General features: G+C 65.9%; 22 protein-coding genes. 6 read left to right on the forward strand and 16 right to left on the reverse strand.

Going from position 1 to position 17,000, the window contains the following annotated elements:
* The first annotated feature begins 13 nt into the window (after window positions 1–13).
* Window positions 14–775, forward strand: coding sequence for an MBL fold metallo-hydrolase (locus AE618_RS07325; protein ID WP_210166448.1), 762 nt, complete (start codon window positions 14–16; stop codon window positions 773–775).
* A gap of 17 nt (window positions 776–792) precedes the next feature.
* Here the strand turns inward: AE618_RS07325 and AE618_RS07330 are convergent, their stop codons facing one another.
* The 9 genes from AE618_RS07330 to soxY form a co-directional block, all read right to left on the reverse strand.
* On the reverse strand, window positions 793–1,179 hold the full coding sequence (locus tag AE618_RS07330) for a c-type cytochrome (RefSeq protein ID WP_054208395.1): 387 nt from the start codon (window positions 1,177–1,179) through the stop codon (window positions 793–795).
* Between the two features lie 98 nt (window positions 1,180–1,277).
* Complete coding sequence (locus AE618_RS07335) at window positions 1,278–2,555, reverse strand: NAD(P)/FAD-dependent oxidoreductase (protein ID WP_054208396.1); 1,278 nt, start codon at window positions 2,553–2,555, stop codon at window positions 1,278–1,280.
* 66 nt (window positions 2,556–2,621) lie between these two features.
* Window positions 2,622–3,146 (reverse strand): DsrE family protein, encoded by a 525-nt coding sequence (locus tag AE618_RS07340; RefSeq protein ID WP_054208592.1) that lies wholly within the window; start codon window positions 3,144–3,146, stop codon window positions 2,622–2,624.
* A 35-nt stretch (window positions 3,147–3,181) separates the two neighbouring features.
* Window positions 3,182–3,511 carry a c-type cytochrome gene (locus tag AE618_RS07345; RefSeq protein WP_054208397.1) on the reverse strand — a complete coding sequence of 110 codons (330 nt, stop codon included), beginning with the start codon at window positions 3,509–3,511 and terminating at the stop codon, window positions 3,182–3,184.
* A complete protein-coding gene (locus tag AE618_RS07350) occupies window positions 3,511–4,242 on the reverse strand; it encodes a c-type cytochrome (protein WP_054208398.1) in 732 nt (243 codons plus the stop codon). The genes AE618_RS07345 and AE618_RS07350 overlap by 1 nt, the downstream gene beginning before the upstream one ends.
* Window positions 4,226–5,503 (reverse strand): sulfite dehydrogenase, encoded by a 1,278-nt coding sequence (gene soxC, locus AE618_RS07355; protein WP_054208593.1) that lies wholly within the window; start codon window positions 5,501–5,503, stop codon window positions 4,226–4,228. Before soxC ends, AE618_RS07350 begins: the two co-directional genes overlap by 17 nt.
* A 46-nt stretch (window positions 5,504–5,549) precedes the next feature.
* Window positions 5,550–7,247 carry a thiosulfohydrolase SoxB gene (soxB, locus tag AE618_RS07360; RefSeq protein WP_054208399.1) on the reverse strand — a complete coding sequence of 566 codons (1,698 nt, stop codon included), beginning with the start codon at window positions 7,245–7,247 and terminating at the stop codon, window positions 5,550–5,552.
* A gap of 105 nt (window positions 7,248–7,352) precedes the next feature.
* Complete coding sequence (gene soxZ / locus AE618_RS07365) at window positions 7,353–7,682, reverse strand: thiosulfate oxidation carrier complex protein SoxZ (protein ID WP_054208400.1); 330 nt, start codon at window positions 7,680–7,682, stop codon at window positions 7,353–7,355.
* 50 nt (window positions 7,683–7,732) lie between these two features.
* Window positions 7,733–8,197, reverse strand: coding sequence for a thiosulfate oxidation carrier protein SoxY (soxY, locus tag AE618_RS07370; RefSeq protein WP_054208401.1), 465 nt, complete (start codon window positions 8,195–8,197; stop codon window positions 7,733–7,735).
* Window positions 8,198–8,372: 175 nt separating this feature from the next.
* Here soxY and soxA point away from each other — a divergent pair, with 175 nt between their 5' ends.
* Window positions 8,373–9,206, forward strand: coding sequence for a sulfur oxidation c-type cytochrome SoxA (gene soxA / locus AE618_RS07375; RefSeq protein ID WP_082365072.1), 834 nt, complete (start codon window positions 8,373–8,375; stop codon window positions 9,204–9,206).
* Window positions 9,207–9,219: 13 nt separating this feature from the next.
* On the forward strand, window positions 9,220–9,834 hold the full coding sequence (soxX, locus tag AE618_RS07380; protein WP_054208402.1) for a sulfur oxidation c-type cytochrome SoxX: 615 nt from the start codon (window positions 9,220–9,222) through the stop codon (window positions 9,832–9,834).
* Between the two features lie 4 nt (window positions 9,835–9,838).
* Here the strand turns inward: soxX and AE618_RS07385 are convergent, their stop codons facing one another.
* Window positions 9,839–10,408, reverse strand: a complete 570-nt coding sequence (locus AE618_RS07385; RefSeq protein WP_054208403.1) for a thioredoxin family protein — start codon at window positions 10,406–10,408, stop codon at window positions 9,839–9,841.
* Between the two features lie 73 nt (window positions 10,409–10,481).
* Here AE618_RS07385 and AE618_RS07390 point away from each other — a divergent pair, with 73 nt between their 5' ends.
* Genes AE618_RS07390 through AE618_RS07400 form a run of 3 tightly spaced genes read left to right on the forward strand, consistent with a single transcriptional unit; the run spans window position 10,482 to window position 12,378 of the window.
* Window positions 10,482–10,892, forward strand: coding sequence for a hypothetical protein (locus AE618_RS07390; protein ID WP_054208404.1), 411 nt, complete (start codon window positions 10,482–10,484; stop codon window positions 10,890–10,892).
* Window positions 10,893–10,894: 2 nt separating this feature from the next.
* Window positions 10,895–11,272 (forward strand): ArsR/SmtB family transcription factor, encoded by a 378-nt coding sequence (locus tag AE618_RS07395; protein WP_054208405.1) that lies wholly within the window; start codon window positions 10,895–10,897, stop codon window positions 11,270–11,272.
* Between the two features lie 35 nt (window positions 11,273–11,307).
* Window positions 11,308–12,378 carry a YeeE/YedE family protein gene (locus AE618_RS07400; RefSeq protein WP_054208406.1) on the forward strand — a complete coding sequence of 357 codons (1,071 nt, stop codon included), beginning with the start codon at window positions 11,308–11,310 and terminating at the stop codon, window positions 12,376–12,378.
* Window positions 12,379–12,397: 19 nt separating this feature from the next.
* Here the strand turns inward: AE618_RS07400 and AE618_RS07405 are convergent, their stop codons facing one another.
* From AE618_RS07405 to AE618_RS07425, 6 genes are all read right to left on the reverse strand, one after another.
* Window positions 12,398–12,622 (reverse strand): TSUP family transporter, encoded by a 225-nt coding sequence (locus AE618_RS07405; RefSeq protein WP_054208407.1) that lies wholly within the window; start codon window positions 12,620–12,622, stop codon window positions 12,398–12,400.
* Between the two features lie 6 nt (window positions 12,623–12,628).
* The gene (locus AE618_RS28435) at window positions 12,629–13,006 is read right to left on the reverse strand and encodes a sulfite exporter TauE/SafE family protein (protein WP_197280703.1); all 378 of its coding nucleotides are present in this window, start codon (window positions 13,004–13,006) and stop codon (window positions 12,629–12,631) included.
* A gap of 81 nt (window positions 13,007–13,087) precedes the next feature.
* Complete coding sequence (locus tag AE618_RS07410; protein ID WP_054208408.1) at window positions 13,088–13,732, reverse strand: class I SAM-dependent methyltransferase; 645 nt, start codon at window positions 13,730–13,732, stop codon at window positions 13,088–13,090.
* A 220-nt stretch (window positions 13,733–13,952) separates the two neighbouring features.
* Window positions 13,953–14,672 (reverse strand): ABC transporter ATP-binding protein, encoded by a 720-nt coding sequence (locus AE618_RS07415; RefSeq protein ID WP_248310785.1) that lies wholly within the window; start codon window positions 14,670–14,672, stop codon window positions 13,953–13,955.
* Window position 14,673: 1 nt separating this feature from the next.
* A complete protein-coding gene (locus AE618_RS07420) occupies window positions 14,674–15,810 on the reverse strand; it encodes an ABC transporter permease (RefSeq protein ID WP_054208409.1) in 1,137 nt (378 codons plus the stop codon).
* Window positions 15,807–16,976, reverse strand: coding sequence for an efflux RND transporter periplasmic adaptor subunit (locus AE618_RS07425; protein WP_054208410.1), 1,170 nt, complete (start codon window positions 16,974–16,976; stop codon window positions 15,807–15,809). The genes AE618_RS07420 and AE618_RS07425 overlap by 4 nt, the downstream gene beginning before the upstream one ends.
* Window positions 16,977–17,000: the final 24 nt, after the last annotated feature.

Below are 17,000 nucleotides of genomic sequence, written 5' to 3' on the forward strand. Positions count from 1 at the left end.
TGGCGGCTTCGAGATGCCCGCTGGCATGCTCGCCCGCGACGTTGAAGCCGAGACGATCAGGAGCGTCGCGCGGGTCTCCGGGCCATCGACAACCGTGCTGAACGTGACCTGCCTGCGCCGGGGCGACCAGACGATCGTGTTCGACTGCGGCTCGGGCGCTAACTTTCTGCCGGGAACGGGCAAGCTCGCGACCAGCCTGGAGACGGCCGGCATCGCGCCCGACAGCGTCACCCATGTGCTCTTCACGCATCTTCACCCGGACCATCTCTGGGGCGCGCTGGACGACTTCGACACGCCGCTCTTCCCCAATGCCCGCTGGCTTGCCGACGCGGCCGAAGTCGCCTACTGGACGAGCCCGAAGGTCTACGAGGGCCTGCCGGAGGATCGGCACGCCTTCGCGGCGGGCGCGCAGCGTGTGCTGAAAGAACTCGGCGGCCGGCTGGAAACGCGGCAGGCCGGACAGGACTGGGCGCCCGGCATCACCGCCTTCGGCACACCCGGCCACACGCCCGGCCATGTCTCTTTCGGCTTCACCGATGCGGAAGGTCCGGTTTTCGTCGTCGGCGACGCGCTGACGCATCCGGTGATCTCGTTTGCGCATCCCGACTGGCGGCCGGCTTCCGACCATGAGCCGGACCGGGCGGTTGCGACACGGCACGCCCTTTTGGAGCGTGCCGTGGCCGAGAAGGCCCGCATCATCGGCTACCATCTGCCGGGCGCGATCGGCCGCGTAGAAAAGCAGGGCGCGGCCTATCGCTTCGTCCAGCCGGCCTGAGGGCCGGCCGCAGGGAATCAGAGCTTCTTGCCGTCCTTGCCGAACTGCTTGAGGAACGCCGTCAGATCGGCGATTTCCTTCTCGTTCTTGATGCCGGCGAAGACCATCTTGGTGCCCGGAATCTTGGCTTTGGGATCCTTGATGTATTCGGCGAAGATCGCCTCATCCCAGGTCAGGTTCGCGGCCTTGTTGGCGGCAGAGTAGCTGTAGCCCTCGACTTCGCCGGTATGGCGGCCGAACAGGCCGTTGAGATGGGGGCCGACGCCGTTCTTCGCAGTCTCGCCGATCTGGTGGCAGGCCCGGCACTTGTTCCAGGAGCGCTCGCCGGCGGCGATGTCCTGCGCTTGCGCGGAGGCCGCGGCGAGGATCGTGGCGATCAGAATGGCGCTGGTCAGCAATTTCATGGGTCGTCCTTCGTCAGAGGTGAAAAAAGGGGCCGCACCCGGGGGGGCGCGGCCAGGGAGGTCGCACCGCGCGGGAGGCCACGGTGCGGGGGGACGTCTCATCCGAACATGTCGGCGGTGATGGCGGCGTACCAGCCCAGGTTCTCGGCCTGGTTGTCCTTGCGCAGCGCATCGCTCTCGCCAGGCTGCGACACGAAGGTTTCGGTCGCCGTGATCTTGCCGTCCTTGGGCTCGTAGCGGCCGCCGACCTTGATGGTGTCGTCGGTGTCGACCAGCGACCAGCAGGTGTTGACGTAGCGTGCCGGGAAGGTGCGAGCGCCGGTCACCTCGCCCCTTATTACCATGGCGGCGATCTTGGCCTGACTGTTGGCCGAGAAGGCGGATTTGGGCATGTCGCCGGCGATGCAGGCATCGCCGAGCACGAAGATATGCGCGTCCACGGCCGACTTCATCGTCGCGGGGTCGATTGCGCAATAACCACCGGCAGGGGCGAGGCCCGCGCTGCGGGCGATCTCGCCGGCCATCTGCGCGGGGATGACGTTGACGAAGGCGCAGTCCTTGTAGGTCTCGAACCCCGTGACGACGGTGTTGGTCTTCGGATCGACCGACTTGATGCCATCATGCACTTTGGGGCCGAGCCATTCGATCATCCCGCCATAGCGCTTCTCCCAGTCGGCTTGGAACACGCCCTGCTTAGAGAAGGCCTCCTTCGGATCGAGGATGATGATCTTGGCGTCGGCCTTGCCGGCCTTCTTCAGCGCATGGGCGAACATCGAGGCGCGCTCATAGGGGCCGGGCGGGCAGCGGAACGGGTTGGGCGGTGCGATCATCACGATCAGCCCGCCATTGGGGACCGCGTCGAGCCTTTCCTTGATCAGCTGCGTCTGGCGGCCGGGCTTCCAGCCATGCGGCATCGCCTCCTCGGCCTCCTTCGACCAGCCCGGAACGGAATCGTATTTCAGATCGATGCCGGGCGAGACGACCAGCCGGTCGTACGGTAGGCGCTGCCCGGTCGAGAGCACGACCTCCTTCTTGTCGCGGTCGATCTGAGTGGCGCGGGCGCGGACGACGGCGATGCCATGGGCCTTCGCCAGCGCATCATAACGATGGACGATCTCGTCGTAGGTCTTGAAGCCGCCGAGATAGAGATTGGAGTGGAAGCAGGTCTGGTAGGTCTCGTTTTCCTCGACCAGCGTGACGGCGATCGCGCCTTGGCTGTCCTTGGCGAGATAACGCGCGGCGGTTGCGCCGCCGGCGCCACCGCCGATGACAACGACGCGCGGCTTGGCCTGGCCGAGGACGGCCGGCGCGCCCAGCCCCAGCGCGGCCGCCGCTGACAGGCCTGACAGGGTGAATGCACGACGATTGATCTTCATGTCTCTCTCCCGGATTCTTTTGTTGGTTGTCCGTTGGATGGCGTCCCCGGCGGCCTCTTGGCGGGCCTAGCCGATCTTCATGTAGGCGAAGCCCTTCGACTGCAGGGCGGCGACGGTCGCCACACCAGAGGGCACGAAGGAGATGAAGGCGGCGCTGCGGGCCTTGGCCTTGTCGAGCTTGAGGCGGCTAAAGGTGATCTCGCAGAGATGGACCTTGAGCCCGTTCTTGGCGACGTCCTCGACCCGCTCGAAGATCTTCGGGACCATGACCTCGTCGCGCCAGCTCGTTTCCTCCAGCGATTCGAGGAAGAACTTGACGCCCTGGCCATGGGCCACGATGGCGAGCTGCAGCGCGAAGGGGTCCGCCCCATAGGCGGAATAGTGGTTCGAGATGTTGGTCAGCATCTGGACGAAGCGCGGCGGATCGCCGAAGTCGCAATGATAGACGCAGGCGAGATCGGCCTCCTTCTTCAGATCGGCGAGCTTGAGGTCGCGCGGCGCCGCCAGCGCGGGTGCCGCCATGCCGGCCAAGCCAGCGACGGCCGCGGCCATCACCGTCCGGCGTGAAGTCTCGTCGCGCGCACTGGTCATCTCGACCTCCGTTTGCCTCTCTGCGGAGGCTGGCTTCATCGGACCGGTTTCAGGCTCTCGTAATAGGCGGCCAGGGCGAGCAACTCCTCGCGGGTCAGGCGGCCGGCAATCGTCTGCATGACCTGGTTTTCGCGATGCTTGCCGCGGTAGGCGTCCATCAGCGCGAGGAACTGGTCGGCCGGGTGGCCGACGATCGCGGGAATGCCGCCGACCTGCCGGCCGCTGGTCTGGTGGCAGGCCGTGCATTCGGAGGAGAGATACTCCCCCAGCGCGACATCGCCGGAGGCCAGAGCGGGGCCGCCGGAGAGCGAGGCCGCGAAGGCGACGAAGCTGATCCAGCCGGGCGACTGCCGAGGGCTCCGCATCAATCGACCTTCGGCGCCGATTTCGAATCGGGCGTCACGTCGAGGACGGCGGCGCGGCCCGTGATCTTCACCTCCGGCTTGCAGTTCGTTATGCAGGGCTCCTTGCCCCAGAACGCTTTTTCGGACGTCTCGCGATCATCGTCGTAGAAGGCGCCGGCATTGGGCAGCTTCACGGATGTGAAGTTCTTGTCTGACAATTCGAAGTCCTCGTCCTTTACGATGTCGTTGAGAAAGAGGAGATAGGCGGTGAGTGCGTAGGTATCGTCGGCGCTGAGCGACCGGGCGTTGCCGAAGGGCATGGCGCGGTGAATATAGTCGTAAACCGTCGAGAGATCCGGCCAGAACGAGCCGATCGTCTTCTCCGGCCTGTCAGCCTTGAGCGTCCCCTGCCCGCCCGCCAGCACCGGCCAGCGGCCATTGCCCTGGCCGAATTCGCCATGGCAGCTGGCGCATTGCGCCTGGAAGAGCTCGTCGCCCTGCCGGACCGTGCCCTTGCCCGGCGGCAGGCCGACACCGTCTGGGCGGACATCGATGTCCCAGGCCTTGATCTCGGCCGGCAGTGCGAGGCGACCCAGCCCGAGCGGCACCGGCTTGGAAGCGGTTGCGGTGGCGGCAGGAGCAGAGGTGAGAGTCTTTGCAGGCTTGGCCGTCCGGGCGATCAGCGGGCCGGCACCGAGGATGGCGAGGCCGGCCAGGCCTGCGAACAGGACGGGCTTAAGCGATCTCGACATTTTCGGTCTCCCCGTTGGGCCGGACCTGCCAGGTCTGGATGCCGTTGTTGTGATAGATGGAGTTGACGCCGCGGACCTTGCGCAGCTCGTCCTTGGTCGGCTGGACATAGCCGGTCGAATCCATGGCTCGGGACTGGATCAGCAGTTCCTGCCCGGCCCAATCGAAATCGACGTAGAAGCGCGTCAGCGACTTCTCGAGGACGGGCCCGTCGATGCGGGCGGCCTGCCAGTTCTTGCCGCCGTCGAGCGTGACGTCGACACGCTTGATCGTGCCTCGCCCGGACCAGGCCAGCCCCGAGAGCACGTTGCGGCCCTTGTGCTTCAGAGGTGCCTGTGGCGAGGGGTTCGTTACCACCGATTTGGCGTCCATGATGAAGGTGTAGCGGCGCGAGCGGCCATCGGCCAAAAGGTCAGTGTATTTCGAGGTTTCCTCGCGCGCCTGCCAGGACTTGTCGCCGGCCTCGATGCGGCGCAGCCATTTCACCCAGATATTGCCCTCCCAGCCGGGCACCACGGCGCGCAGCGGATAGCCCTGTTCGGGACGCAGCGCCTCGCCATTCATGGCGAAAGCGATCAGCACGTCGTCGAGCGCCTTCTCCACCGGCAGCGAGCGGTTCATGCCGGAGGAATCGGCGCCCTCCAGCATCAGCCATTTGGCGGTGGGCTTGAGCCCGGCCTCGGCGAGCAGCAGCCTCAGCGGCACGCCGGTATACATGACGTTATGGACCATGCCGTGGGTGAACTGGCAGCCATTGAGCTGCGCGCCGCGCCATTCCATGCCGGAATTGGCGGCGCATTCGAGAAAGTGCACGTGATTCTGGCGCGGCATGCGCCGGATGTCTTCCATCGTGAAGACCAGTGGCTTGTCGACCAGACCATGGATCATCAGGCGGTGATTGGCCGGGTCGATCTCGGCGATGCCACCATGGTGACGCTCGAAGCACAGGCCCGACGGGGTGATGATGCCGTCGAGCTCATGCAGCGGCGTGAAATTGACCGAGGAATCCGGTGAGGCGGTCAGCCAGGACACGTCGCGGCGGACGATGTGCTTCTCAAAGGGCGATGGCGTGCCATAGGGGCGCTTGTCGACGCCCTCGCCGAGATAGCGGTTCCAGTCCTGCACCTCGGTGATCAACGGGTCGGGCTTGGCCTCCTGCGCCCGCAGCGGCAGCGAGGCTGCGGCGAGCCCCGCGCCGGCGAGACCGGCCGCGCCCAGAAAGCGCCGGCGGTCGAGTGGGGAGGTCTTGTGATCTGAGCTCATCGGCGGATGTCCCATGGTTGTGGTGCCCAGGATCGGCAAGGCGCGCTCAGGCGCCGCTGACCTTGACGGCGTCGTTGGGGCGGATGCTGACGGTCTTGCGCGTGGCGACATGGTTGCGGACCACGTCCCAGATCGGCGGGCCTTGCGTCCCTTCGTTGACGCTGGCCCAGCCGGCCACGACATATTTGCGGGTCGCATCGATCGGCTGGCCCGATTTCAGATGCGTCAGGCCCGAAATGCGGCTGCCCATCGGCTGGCCGACATCGATGGCGTAGCCCATTCCGCCGATGCGGACCATGTCGCCGCCGCCCTGAAAATAGGGGTCGGGATGGAAGATGTTGTCGGCGACGTCCTCGAGGATCTCCTTGAGCTGCGCGCCGGTCATCTCGTTGCGGTAGCAGTTGGGGTAGGTCATCGCCGTGGCGTTGGTGATCGCCTCCCAGGTGATGGCGTCGCCCGGCAGCAGCGTCCCACCCCAGCGGAAGCCCGGCGACAGCGCGATCTCGGCATCGCGCTGCTCCAACATGGCATTGCAGATCAGGTCGTCGAAGGTGCCGTTGAAGTTGCCGCGCCGGTAGAGCAGCGAATCCGTCCGGCCGATTTCCTTCGCGAGGTCGGCGGCATAGGGCGCGCGCACCTTGGAGATCAGCTCGGCCATGTCGGCATCGGGGGCGATCGCGTCCGAGAAGACCGGCATCAGCTTGAAGCGGATATCGCTGACCTTGCCGTCCTTGGTGGCAATGTCGAGCCGCGAGACGAACTTCCCATGCGAGCCCGAGCCGACGAGCACGGTGTCGCCGACGCGGATCAGGCCCGGCATCGCGTCATGGGTGTGCGCGGTGAGGATGATGTCGAGGCCCTTGACCCGCGAGGCGAGCTTCTTGTCGACGTCGAAGCCGTTATGGGAGAGCAGCACGACCACGGCAGCGCCCTCGCCCCGCGCTTCGTCGACCTGCTTTTGAATCTCCTCCTCGCGGATGCCGAACTCCCAGTCCGGGAACATCCAGCGCGGATTGGCGATAGCCGTGCGCGGCAGTGCCTGGCCGATCACCGCGACCTTGACGCCGCCCTTCTCGAAGACCTTGCGCGGCGGGAAGACCGGCTCGCTCCATTCCCGGTCCCTGATGTTCTGAGCGAGGAAGGCGAAGGGCGCGCTCTCGGCGATTTCCTTGACGCGCTCCGCGCCGAGCGTGAACTCCCAGTGCCCGACCATGGCGTCGGTCTTCAGGGCCGACATGACATCGACCATGTCCTGCCCCTTGGTCTGCAGCGAAGACCAGCTGCCCTGCCAGGTGTCGCCGCCATCGAGCAGCAGCACCTTGTCGTCACCACGCTCCGCCCTGACGGCCTTGACCAGCGTCGCGACGCGGTCGAGCCCGCCCATCCGGCCATAGGTCTTCGCCAGGGCGACGAAGTCGTCCGAGGTCAGCGCGAAGGCGTCGGCGGAGCCGGCCGCGACCTTGAAATGCGCGCGGAACTCGGCGTCGACGAGATGGGGCGGCTGCCCCTTGGCGGGGCCGACGCCGAGATTGATCGAGGGCTCGCGGAAATGCAGCGGCATCAGCTGCGCATGGATGTCGGTGACGTGCAGGATCGTCAGCGTGCCCAGCGGATCGAAGCGCAGGATGTCGCTCTGCGCCAGTTTCTGCTGTGCCACCGCCCGCCCGAGCGGGCCCAGCCCGGAGGCTGCCGCAATCGCCGCGGCGGCGGCCGTCGCCTGGAGAAATTCGCGTCTCGTGACCATGATTCACCCTCTGGGCGAACGCCGAGCGCCGCCCACCGGCAATGTCCTTTTGGACATCGCGCGTCACGTCATCAGGATTCTCGCCGGCCCGGCAGGCCGGCTCGTTCAGCCGACGGTCAGCTTGTTCTTCGAGCTGTACTCGGAGCCGTCGTCATCCTTCCAGACGAAGGTGAACTCGCCCGATTCCGTCGCCTTGAAGAAGAACGACTGGTAGGGATTGGCCGAGATCGCCGGGTGCCAGTCGGCGGAAAACACGGGCTTGCCGTTGAAGCTCGCGCTGAACTTGTTGATGATCTTGCGCGGAATCGTCTTGCCCTGCGCATCCTTGCGCTGGCCCGATTCCATCTCGTGGGAGATCAGGGTCTTGATCTCGATCAGTTCGCCGGCGGCGGCCTTGGCCGGGACGCGCACGCGCGGGGTGGGTTTGGTCGTCATGGCAGTGTCCTCACCTGAAGTCGTTTTTTATGGGGCGGGAGCAGGGACGCTCAGCCGCCGCAGCCGCCGATGGTGACCTTGACGTTGGCCTTGGCCATGTGGAGGGCGCCGTTCGACATCTCGGCAACGCAGACGATGTTCTGGGTCTGAGCGAGGCGCATGCGGGTCGCGGCCGAAGCCTTTCCGCAGGCCGGCGTGAAGCTGTAGCTGACGATGCCGGGCTGCGGGTTGCCGTCGGCATAGATGTGGACGGCCTTGACGTAGTCGGCTTCCGTCATCGGGCTCTCGACCTCGACATTGACGGGAACGACGAGGCCGTTCTCGGCGATCTCGGGCACGTCGAGCTTGATCTTGCCCTCGGCCATCGGCTTGTCGCCATAGAGCTTCTTGATCTCCGCCATGACGGTTTTCTCGTCTGCGAAGGCGAGGCGCGGCGCCAGAAGGCTCGCAAAAGCGGCGAGCGCGCCGGCCGTGAGGGTGCTGCGGCGGGTCAGGCCCGCGATTTGGGATGGCATCGGCTTCCTCCTTGGAAATGTTCGTGTTTCGCTCTTGACGGCAGGGCCGCCACGCGATCATCATTTGCACGTATCGTGATATTGTTTTCTATGAATGTAAAGTCCCTCCGACAGAGAGGGATGTGAAACGAAGGTCGCAAAGCAGCGGCCGCCTGAGGAAACGAAAGGGCAAGGGATGAAGCTCCCCACAATAGGAGCGGCTGTGCTGGCGGCCGCCATGACACTGGCCGCCGGGCACCTGACCGCACAGGCCCCGCCGCAGGACGACAGCGAGAAGGAGATCGAGCGCTACCGGCAGATGCTGTCGGACCCGTTCTCCAACCCGGGCTTCCTTGCGGTCGATCGCGGCGAGGCGCTGTGGGCCGAACCACGCGGAGCCAAGAAGGCGTCGCTGGAGGGCTGCGATCTCGGCGAGGGACCCGGCAAGATCGACGGCGCCTTCGCCAAGCTGCCACGCTATTTCGCCGATACCGACCGCGTCATGGATACCGAGCAGCGGCTGCTCTGGTGCATGGACAAACTGCAGGGGCTCGATACCGCCGACGTCTTGAAACGCCGTTTCTCGGGGCCGGGCGTCGCGTCAGATCTGGAAGACCTCACCGCCTTCATTGCCAACAAGTCTAGCGGGATGAAGATCGAGCCGCAGCTCAACCACCCCAAGGAGATCGAGATGGCGGCCGTCGGCGAGGAGTTGTTCTATCGCCGCGGCGGCGTGATGGATTTCTCCTGCGCCACCTGCCACGCCGAGGAAGGCAAGCGCATCCGTCTGCAGGGCCTGCCGAACCTGTCGGTGCCCGGCGCCGCGGCGCAGGCGACCATGGCGTCCTGGCCGACCTACCGCGTCTCGCAGAGCGCGCTGCGGACGATGCAGCACCGGCTCTGGGACTGCTACCGCCAGCAGCGTTGGCCGGTGCCCGATTTCGGCTCCGACAGCCTGACCGCACTGACGGTCTTCCTGCAGAAGCAGGCCGCCGGCGGTGAAATCGCCGTGCCTTCGATCAAGCGCTGAGAGGACGGAAACGATGACCAGAACCGCTTTCGTCACCGCGGCCTGCGCCGCCCTCCTGATCGCCGGCCCGGCGCTCGCGCAGCAGAAGCCGAGCCAGGCCACGATCGAGGCTTACGTCAAATCGACTTTCGGCAAGGCCTCGCCCGAATGGCAGGCCCGGATCACGCCCGACGAGTCGCTGGCCGTCTGCAACGCCAAGCGCAACAACGTCTCCTCCGCCGAGGCGGAAGCGATCATCAAGCGCGAACTGCCGAAGGTCGTCCATCCCGCCGACGGCAAATTGCTGGGCGACTGGAAGAAGGGCTATGCGGTCGCCAACAATGGCCGCGGCGGCCAGTTCTCCGATCCGCCGGGTACCGTCGCCGGCGGCAACTGCTTCGCCTGCCACCAACTCGACCCCAAGGAGGTCAGCTACGGCACGCTCGGCCCCAGCCTCTCCGCTTATGGCAAGGAGCGGAAATACGACGCCGAGGCGATGAAGGACGCCTACACCAAAATCTACAATTCGATGGCGGTGGTGCCCTGCTCGAACATGCCGCGCTTCGGCACCAACAAGGTGCTCGACGAGCAGCAGATCAAGGACGTGATGGCCTATCTGTTCGATCCCGAGTCGCCGGTGAACAAATAGCGCTTCAGCCTCCGGCTGGCCTGTTCCCGGGCCAGTCGGCGAAGGCGCCGCGCTCATAGCCCTTCTCGCGCACGAACCGGAACCAGGCGAGGAATTCGCGCGGATCGGGCAGCCCCGGCATCCGCGCGACCTCGCGCTCCACAGGGACTCTCGACGCCAGGCCCTCCGTCGTCTCCGGAAAGAACTGGATCGACGGCGTTCCTTCGATGGCATAGCGGGCGGCGAAGGCTTTTTCGCCGAGCCTGGTCCCGTCGAAATCGGTCACCGGACGCTGGCCGAGAATGTTGAGATGCAGGATCTCGAAATTCTCGCGGATGTAGCGTTCCGTCTGCGGGTCGGCGAGATGGACCTCGTGCATCCGCCGGCAGGCCGGGCAGCCCTTCAGACCCCAGAGGATGGCAAAGCGCTTGCCGCCGGCGGTCGCCGCCGCGAGGTCCTCGCCGAGATCAAGAAAGCTCTCAAGATACCAGTCCAGCTTGTAGAGCCCGTCTTCGCCCAGCGTCGCCCGCGCAGAGGCGGCGCCTGGAAGCACCGTCGTCAGGCCGGCGGCGAGGATTGTGCGACGGGTCAGCATGGCAAAGCTCCAGAGCGGAAAAGCCGACAGTCCTAGTCTAGCATAAACATACGAATACGACTATGTTACTGCAATGGGTTTCATCCGTCCTCGCGCCGGCACGCTCGTCGCACTGTTCGTCCTCACCGTAGCCAGCCTGGCGCCGATGGCGGCTATGGCGGCCGAGCTCGTCATGTTCACCCGCGATGGCTGTCCCTGGTGCGCGCGCTTCGAGCGCGAGGTCGCGCCGGCCTATCATCTGACGGACGAGGGAAAGCAGGCACCGCTGCGGCGGATCGAGCTCAAAGCCGGCGGGTCGAACCTGGCCGGGCTCTCCGCACCGGTCATTGCAGCACCAACCTTTGTGTTGTTCGAGGACGGCCGCGAAACAGGTCGGATCACCGGCTATCAGGGAGACGATGCCTTCTGGGGATTGCTTGGCAAGATGCTTGCTGACATGCCAAGCCCCATTCACCGCAGCGGCACCGCCGCGAGACTGGATTGACCATGAGCGCGATCGTATCCAAGGCCCTCGAAGCCGAGCTGCGCGACGGCGAGGAGTTCTCCGCCGAACTCGACATGCTGATGCGCAAGGCCCGCAAGGCGAGCGACTTTCTCAAGGCGCTCTCGCATGAAAACCGCCTGCTGCTGCTGTGCCTGCTGGCCGAGCGCGAGCGGACCGTGACCGAACTCGAGAACATTCTCTCGCTGCGCCAGCCCATGGTGTCGCAACAGTTGGCTCGGCTGCGGCTCGACCAACTTGTCACGACACGGCGTGAGGGCAAGGCGGTCTATTACAGCCTCGCCAATGAGGATGTGCGCCGCGTGATCGCGGTTATCTACGACATCTTCTGTGGTCCGCCGAAGCCGCCGGCTGCCGAGTGATGCCGGGGCGCCCTCCCCTGGTTTCGATCTGAGGAATGGCGCCGCTGCCGGCCTGGTCGATCGCACTCGTCGGCATCGCCATCGGTGCGGCCTGCGGCTTCACGGCGAGGCGGGCGCGCCTGTGCTCCTTCGGCGCGATCGAGGATGTCTGGCTCGGCGGCGACACCCGCCGGCTGCGCATCTTCGGCCTGGCTCTGGGCGTGGCCGTTCTCGGCACGCAGGTGATGGTCTGGTACGGAGCCCTGAATCCCGGCCTGTCGAACTACGTCCCCAGCGCCGTGCCCTGGTTTGCGATCCTGCTGGGATCGACGCTGTTTGGTCTCGGGATGGCGCTGGTCGGCACCTGCGGGTTCGGATCGCTGATCCGGCTCGGCACCGGCGACCTGCGCAGCCTGATCGTGATGATGGTTTTCGGTGCCGCCGCCTACGCGACGCTGCGTGGGATCCTGGCGCCGCTGCGGATCGAAGGGCTGGAGTCCATCGCGGTCCGCGTTCCCGGCGCGGTGCAAGGCGATTTGCCCTCGGTTCTGGCATGGTTCGATTTCAGCGATCTGCGACTCGTCATTGCCCTCGCGGCAGCCACTCTTCTCGTTCTGGCCGTGGCGCTCGACAAGCGGCTGCGGCGCTCGCCCCGCCTCTTGCTCGCGGGCGGCACGCTGGGCCTAGGCGTCGTGGCCGGCTGGTGGGCGACCGGGGTGGCGATCGACGAGTTCGCGATCCATTCTCGGCCCCAGAGCCTGACCTTCGTGTCGCCGGTGGGCCGCGCGCTCTATGCGGTCCTGACCACGCCCGAAGGCCTCCTCGATTTCGGTATCGGAACGGTGATCGGCGTCGTGCTCGGCTCGTTCCTCTCGGCGCTGTTCGACCGCGAGCTGCGCTGGGAGGCCTTCGACGATCATCATGAAATGCGCCGGCACCTGGTCGGTGCGGTGATGATGGGTGGAGGCGGCATTCTCGCCGGTGGCTGCACCATCGGACAGGGCATCACCGCCGGCTCGATGATGGCGCTGTCCTGGCCGCTGGCGATCTTCGGCATGATGGTCGGCGCTCGCCTGGGCATCGCCTACTTGATGGAAGGCTCGATCCGCCAGATCTTCCGGCGCTGATGGCTCATCGTCCTGCCGATCAGGCAAAGACGGCCGTGTACACCCGCACGACCACGTATACGCCGACGATCGCCACGATCGAGGCGAAGACACGCGATAGCATCGACTTGCTGCCCGAGAGACGCTGGGCAAGCAGCGTCCCGCCGATGCCGCCGGCGACGAACAGGATGGCGATGCGCCAGTCGACCGGGCCCGACAGCGCATAGGACACGGCGGTCGTCACGCCGAAGGCAGTGACCGCCACGAGAGTCTATCCGATCGCAATGATCATCGGCATGCGCGCAGCCCCCATCAGGCCGGGCTCGACAAGAAGATCACCACCGATGCCTACAAATCCCGACATTGCGCCGACGAGCCCGCCCATGCCGAGCGCCCTTGGCAGCAGCTTTGACGCGGTGCCGGGGCTACCATCACGACATAGGAGACGCCGACCACGCGGCCAGCGATTGCGAATAACACGCCGCCCTTCAGGAAACGCGAGCTTGCTGTGATTGCAGGCCGAGGCTCGGTAAACCGTCGTGCATCCGTCTGCGCGCAAGCGTCGGACGAGATCGCTGTCAGGGTAGAGCACGAAGATCGCCGGAATGTCGCATGCGGCCAGCCCTGTCTTGCGGTGCGCTTCGCGCAACAGATTTCCGGGCTCCAAGGTGGGCGCATCGGAATGATGCTTCTAGGCCAGAATGGGCGCAGGCCCGTCACGGCGTTTGGGTCATGGTTCTGCGGCCGCCAACGTCTGGGTCTTTTTAAACAGGCACCAGATGAAGTCCTGGCGGTTCCCGGATGGCGTCACATGCGTCTGCAACTTCTGGTCGATCAGGGCATAGCGCTGCCCGAGCTCCGCCTGCAGCAATTCCGCCGAGTAGCGCCTAACGGGAAGTCCGCTGCACCGTTCGGGGCCGCTGAGCGCGAAGGGCGCGAGGATGACGCAGCCGTCGACGCTGACGCCCTGGTCAAGAGCGCGCATATAGGCCACCCGGTCGGCCTTCTCGACAAGGAAGTGGAACACAGCGCGATCATGCCAGATGGAGAAGGCGTCTTTAAGAGGCTGCCAAGCGGTTACGTCCTGCGCGATCCACGTCACAAGCGCGGCACGCTCGCCCATGCGCGTACGTGCGACGGCGAGGCCGGCCTGGGCGATGTCGAGCACCGTCAGGTCCGAATGGCCGCGATCCAGCAGCCGCTCGATCAGCACCGAGGCACCGCCGCCGATGTCGACAAGGGGGGCGTCTTTGCCCAAACCGGTCAGCGCGATCATGTCGAGCGACGGCGTCGGGTCGTCTTGGAACCAGCTGACCGTGTCGGCCTGCTTGGTCGTGTAGACGTCGTCCCAGTGGCTGCGTCGTGGGCTGGTCATCGCCGGCTCCTTGTCTTGCGGAGACCATAGGGCGGCCAGCCGGATTAATCGATCCGACTGGCCGCTTTGTGAGGCGCCGTCAGCCACGAGGACGATCCCGCCCCGCGACCGAGGGCGATGATAGAACCGATCGGCCGCGCGGCTATGCTGGCGCTCAGTAAGCGCGACCACCCGATATCGCATCCATGAGGAGCCAATCCGAGCGACGTTATCTCTCTCGCTATGAAACCACCTCGACGATCCGCCCATCGCGCAGATGGACCATGCGATCGAGGCGCGAGAAGATTTTCTCGTCATGCGTCACGACGATGACCGCAGCGTCACGCTCGGTCGCGACCTGCTTCATCAGATCGATGACGATGGCGGCTCGTTCCGAGTCGAGCGCCGCGGTCGGCTCGTCGGCAAGGATGATCCGGGGCTCGTTGGCGAGCGCGCGTGCGATCGCGACGCGCTGGGCTTCGCCGCCCGACAGCTTGGAGGGAAGCGCATCGGCGCGGTGGTCGACCTGCAGATAACCGAGCAGTTCCATGGCGCGGGCCTTGGCCCGCTCGGGGCTCTCGCCCATCAGGGTGCGAACGATCGCCACGTTCTCCCAGGCCGAGAGGAACGGCAGCAGGTTGTGGAACTGGAAGATGAAACCGATCGTCTCGAGCCTCAGCCGCCTGAGATCGCCGATCAGCCATTTGCCGTCGAAGATCGCGCGGCCATCGAGACGGATTGTGCCGGCATCGGGCTCCGTGATGCAGCCGATGCAGTTGAGCAATGTGCTCTTGCCTGATCCGGAGGGGCCAATCAGGCCCACCACCTCGCCGGTCCCGATCGTCAGATCGATGTCGATCAGTGCTGGCACCTTCGTCGCCCCAGTGCCGAAGGTCTTCGACAGGCGGGCGATTTCGACGACGGGCCTTGGCGCGACGATGGGTCTGGGTGAGGCCATCATGTCAGCCTCCAAGCGCCGAGGCCGGATCGATTTTCAGCGCCGACCGGACCCCGAAGATGCTGGCTATCAGGCACACCATGACGATGATGCCGAGCAGGATCGCCGTGTCGGAGGTCTCCAGCACCACGCGTCGCGGGAAATAGTCCTTGGCCAGGCGGATCAGAGTCGCGCCGATGGCGAAGCCTACCAGGCCCATCGCCAGCGCCTGCTGCAGGATCAGCGAGACGATGACGCGGTCGGGCGCACCGATGAGCTTGAGCGTCGCGATCGCCTTCTTCTTGTCCATGGTCATGGTGTAGACGATCAGGCCGATCACCACCGTCGAGACGACCAGCAGGATCACCGCGAACAGGCCCAGCTGCCGACGGGCGCGCTCGATCACCGAGCGCGTCAGGATCTCCTCCTGCTGGGCGGCCGTCATCGCGGTCAGATGTTTCCAGCGCGCGATCGAACCGATGACGCCGTCCGACGAGGCATCGGGGCGCATGCGCACGATGATGGCGCTGACCAGATCGCTCGACCCGCCTGCCGGTGCGTCGCGGGCCGTCTCCCGCCTGACTGCCGAGGGATCGAACTGCCACTGGACGATCTGGGCGTCGCGCAATGTCATCATCAGGACGGGATCGCCTCCCGAACTGGTGGCATTCGCGGTCAAGCCGACGACAGTGAAATCGTCGCGGCCGATGCGGATGCGTTCGCCGAGTGCGAGGCCCGTCTTGCGATCGGCCACCACCTCGGTCCGCGATTTCAGGATGGGGCGGCCTTCCTCGATTGCGACCTCGCTGCCGGGTCGTCCGATCTGGGCCCCGACGATGAACACACGCAGGTTCGTGCCGCGATAGGGAAACTCGACGGTCTGGTAGACGACCGCGCCGGCCGCCGCCACGCCGGCATGGACTGCGATGGCGTCGCGCGTGTCGCGCGGCAGGCGCGAGCTCTCGGCGAAAGGGCCCCTCTTGCCCGCTTCGACGACCCAGGCGTCGGCCCCGGCACTCCGGACCAGGCCGAGCGCCTCGGCGACGAGCCCGCGATAGATGCCGACCATGCCCATGACGACGCCCAGCAACAGGCTGAGGCCGACGCAGGTGAGGATGAACCGTCCAAGCCCATGCTGGACATCGCGCCAGGCGAGGTTCATCGGGGGCTCTCGGAGGCCACAGCCCTGCGCCCGACCGTGAACCCGTCCGCCGGCACAGAGACCACCGCGCGTGCATCGGCGGGCAGACCGTCGACGATCAGCACGCGACCGTCGAGCAGCCGGTCTCCGATCGAAACGAGACGCTTGTTGAGCTTGCCGTCTTCGACCGTCCAGATCGTGCCCGCACGACCATCGAAGCCGCTCACGGCACGTAAGGGAACGAACAGGCCCACCGGAACGACCCGTTTGATGATCTCGATCTCGGCCTGCTCACCAAGATAGCGGCCCTGATGTTCCGGCTCACAGTTCAGGCAGCGCACATAGACCCGGCGCTCCTCGGTGACGCGGTCGTTCTCCTGGTCGATCCGGACGATCTGCGCCTCGACGACGGTGTTCATCTCGGAGCGCAGCCGGACCAGCGCCTTTTGCCCGATCGCGAGTCCGCCGGATACGGCCTCGTCGATGAAGGCGCGCACCCAGACCGAATGGGGTTCGATGATCGTGAAGACGACCTCCCCGACACCGGCGACAGCGCCGGCCTCCTTCAGGCGAGACAGGATGCGGGCGCGGAAGGGCGCAACGAGGCGGTGCTGGTCGAGCAGCACCTGTTCGATGGTCAGCGCAGCGGCGACGTCATCGCGGGCCGCCTCGGCCACCCGTACCTCCGCCTTGGCGACGGCGAAATCGGCCTGGGCGAGCGTCTCGTTGGTCTGGGCTTCTTCGGCCTGCTCGCGCGAGACGCTGCCGCGATCAACGAGCGACTGGCGGCGCTGGTTCACCAGCACCCGTTGCTGGAGGTTGGCCTCCGACCGCTGCAACAGCGCCTGCGCCTTGGCGAGGGCCGCCTGCGCCTGCAGCGTCGCCACCTGCGCCTTGGCGACGCGGGCGCGCTGCGAACTGTCCTCGAGGGTGGCGAGCACGGTGCCCGCCGGGACGATCTCGCCCTGGTCGGCGGCAAGCTGCACGATCCTGCCCCCGACCTGGAAGCCGATGCGCGACAACACCTGCGCCTCGACGATGCCTAGCCCGAAAACCCGGACTTCGACATCGCGCTCGACCCGCGCGACGTCGACGGTGACGGGGCTCAGCTTGCGGAAATAGAAGAAGCCAGCCACCGCCATCGCGACGAGGATCAGAACGGCAAGCAGCGCGATGCGTTTGGACATGAGCTATTTCGATCTCGGACTAGC

Origin of the sequence: Allobosea vaviloviae, assembly GCF_001298265.1 — a bacterium.
Classification (GTDB): Bacteria; Pseudomonadota; Alphaproteobacteria; order Rhizobiales; family Beijerinckiaceae; genus Allobosea; species Allobosea vaviloviae_B.

Bases quoted from the DNA above. Each gene is read 5' to 3' on its own strand.
- soxX (WP_054208402.1), top strand. From the start codon at position 9,220: ATGACCAGAACCGCTTTCGTCACCGCGGCCTGCGCCGCCCTCCTGATC.
- AE618_RS07350 (WP_054208398.1), bottom strand. From the start codon at position 4,242: ATGTCGAGATCGCTTAAGCCCGTCCTGTTCGCAGGCCTGGCCGGCCTC.
- AE618_RS07345 (WP_054208397.1), bottom strand. From the start codon at position 3,511: ATGCGGAGCCCTCGGCAGTCGCCCGGCTGGATCAGCTTCGTCGCCTTC.
- AE618_RS07415 (WP_248310785.1), bottom strand. From the start codon at position 14,672: ATGATGGCCTCACCCAGACCCATCGTCGCGCCAAGGCCCGTCGTCGAA.
- AE618_RS07340 (WP_054208592.1), bottom strand. From the start codon at position 3,146: ATGACCAGTGCGCGCGACGAGACTTCACGCCGGACGGTGATGGCCGCG.
- AE618_RS07335 (WP_054208396.1), bottom strand. From the start codon at position 2,555: ATGAAGATCAATCGTCGTGCATTCACCCTGTCAGGCCTGTCAGCGGCG.
- AE618_RS07330 (WP_054208395.1), bottom strand. From the start codon at position 1,179: ATGAAATTGCTGACCAGCGCCATTCTGATCGCCACGATCCTCGCCGCG.
- AE618_RS07395 (WP_054208405.1), top strand. From the start codon at position 10,895: ATGAGCGCGATCGTATCCAAGGCCCTCGAAGCCGAGCTGCGCGACGGC.
- AE618_RS07420 (WP_054208409.1), bottom strand. From the start codon at position 15,810: ATGAACCTCGCCTGGCGCGATGTCCAGCATGGGCTTGGACGGTTCATC.
- soxY (WP_054208401.1), bottom strand. From the start codon at position 8,197: ATGCCATCCCAAATCGCGGGCCTGACCCGCCGCAGCACCCTCACGGCC.
- AE618_RS07400 (WP_054208406.1), top strand. From the start codon at position 11,308: ATGGCGCCGCTGCCGGCCTGGTCGATCGCACTCGTCGGCATCGCCATC.
- AE618_RS07425 (WP_054208410.1), bottom strand. From the start codon at position 16,976: ATGTCCAAACGCATCGCGCTGCTTGCCGTTCTGATCCTCGTCGCGATG.
- soxA (WP_082365072.1), top strand. From the start codon at position 8,373: ATGAAGCTCCCCACAATAGGAGCGGCTGTGCTGGCGGCCGCCATGACA.
- AE618_RS07390 (WP_054208404.1), top strand. From the start codon at position 10,482: ATGGGTTTCATCCGTCCTCGCGCCGGCACGCTCGTCGCACTGTTCGTC.
- soxB (WP_054208399.1), bottom strand. From the start codon at position 7,247: ATGGTCACGAGACGCGAATTTCTCCAGGCGACGGCCGCCGCCGCGGCG.
- AE618_RS07410 (WP_054208408.1), bottom strand. From the start codon at position 13,732: ATGACCAGCCCACGACGCAGCCACTGGGACGACGTCTACACGACCAAG.
- soxC (WP_054208593.1), bottom strand. From the start codon at position 5,503: ATGAGCTCAGATCACAAGACCTCCCCACTCGACCGCCGGCGCTTTCTG.
- soxZ (WP_054208400.1), bottom strand. From the start codon at position 7,682: ATGACGACCAAACCCACCCCGCGCGTGCGCGTCCCGGCCAAGGCCGCC.
- AE618_RS07325 (WP_210166448.1), top strand. From the start codon at position 14: ATGCCCGCTGGCATGCTCGCCCGCGACGTTGAAGCCGAGACGATCAGG.
- AE618_RS07385 (WP_054208403.1), bottom strand. From the start codon at position 10,408: ATGCTGACCCGTCGCACAATCCTCGCCGCCGGCCTGACGACGGTGCTT.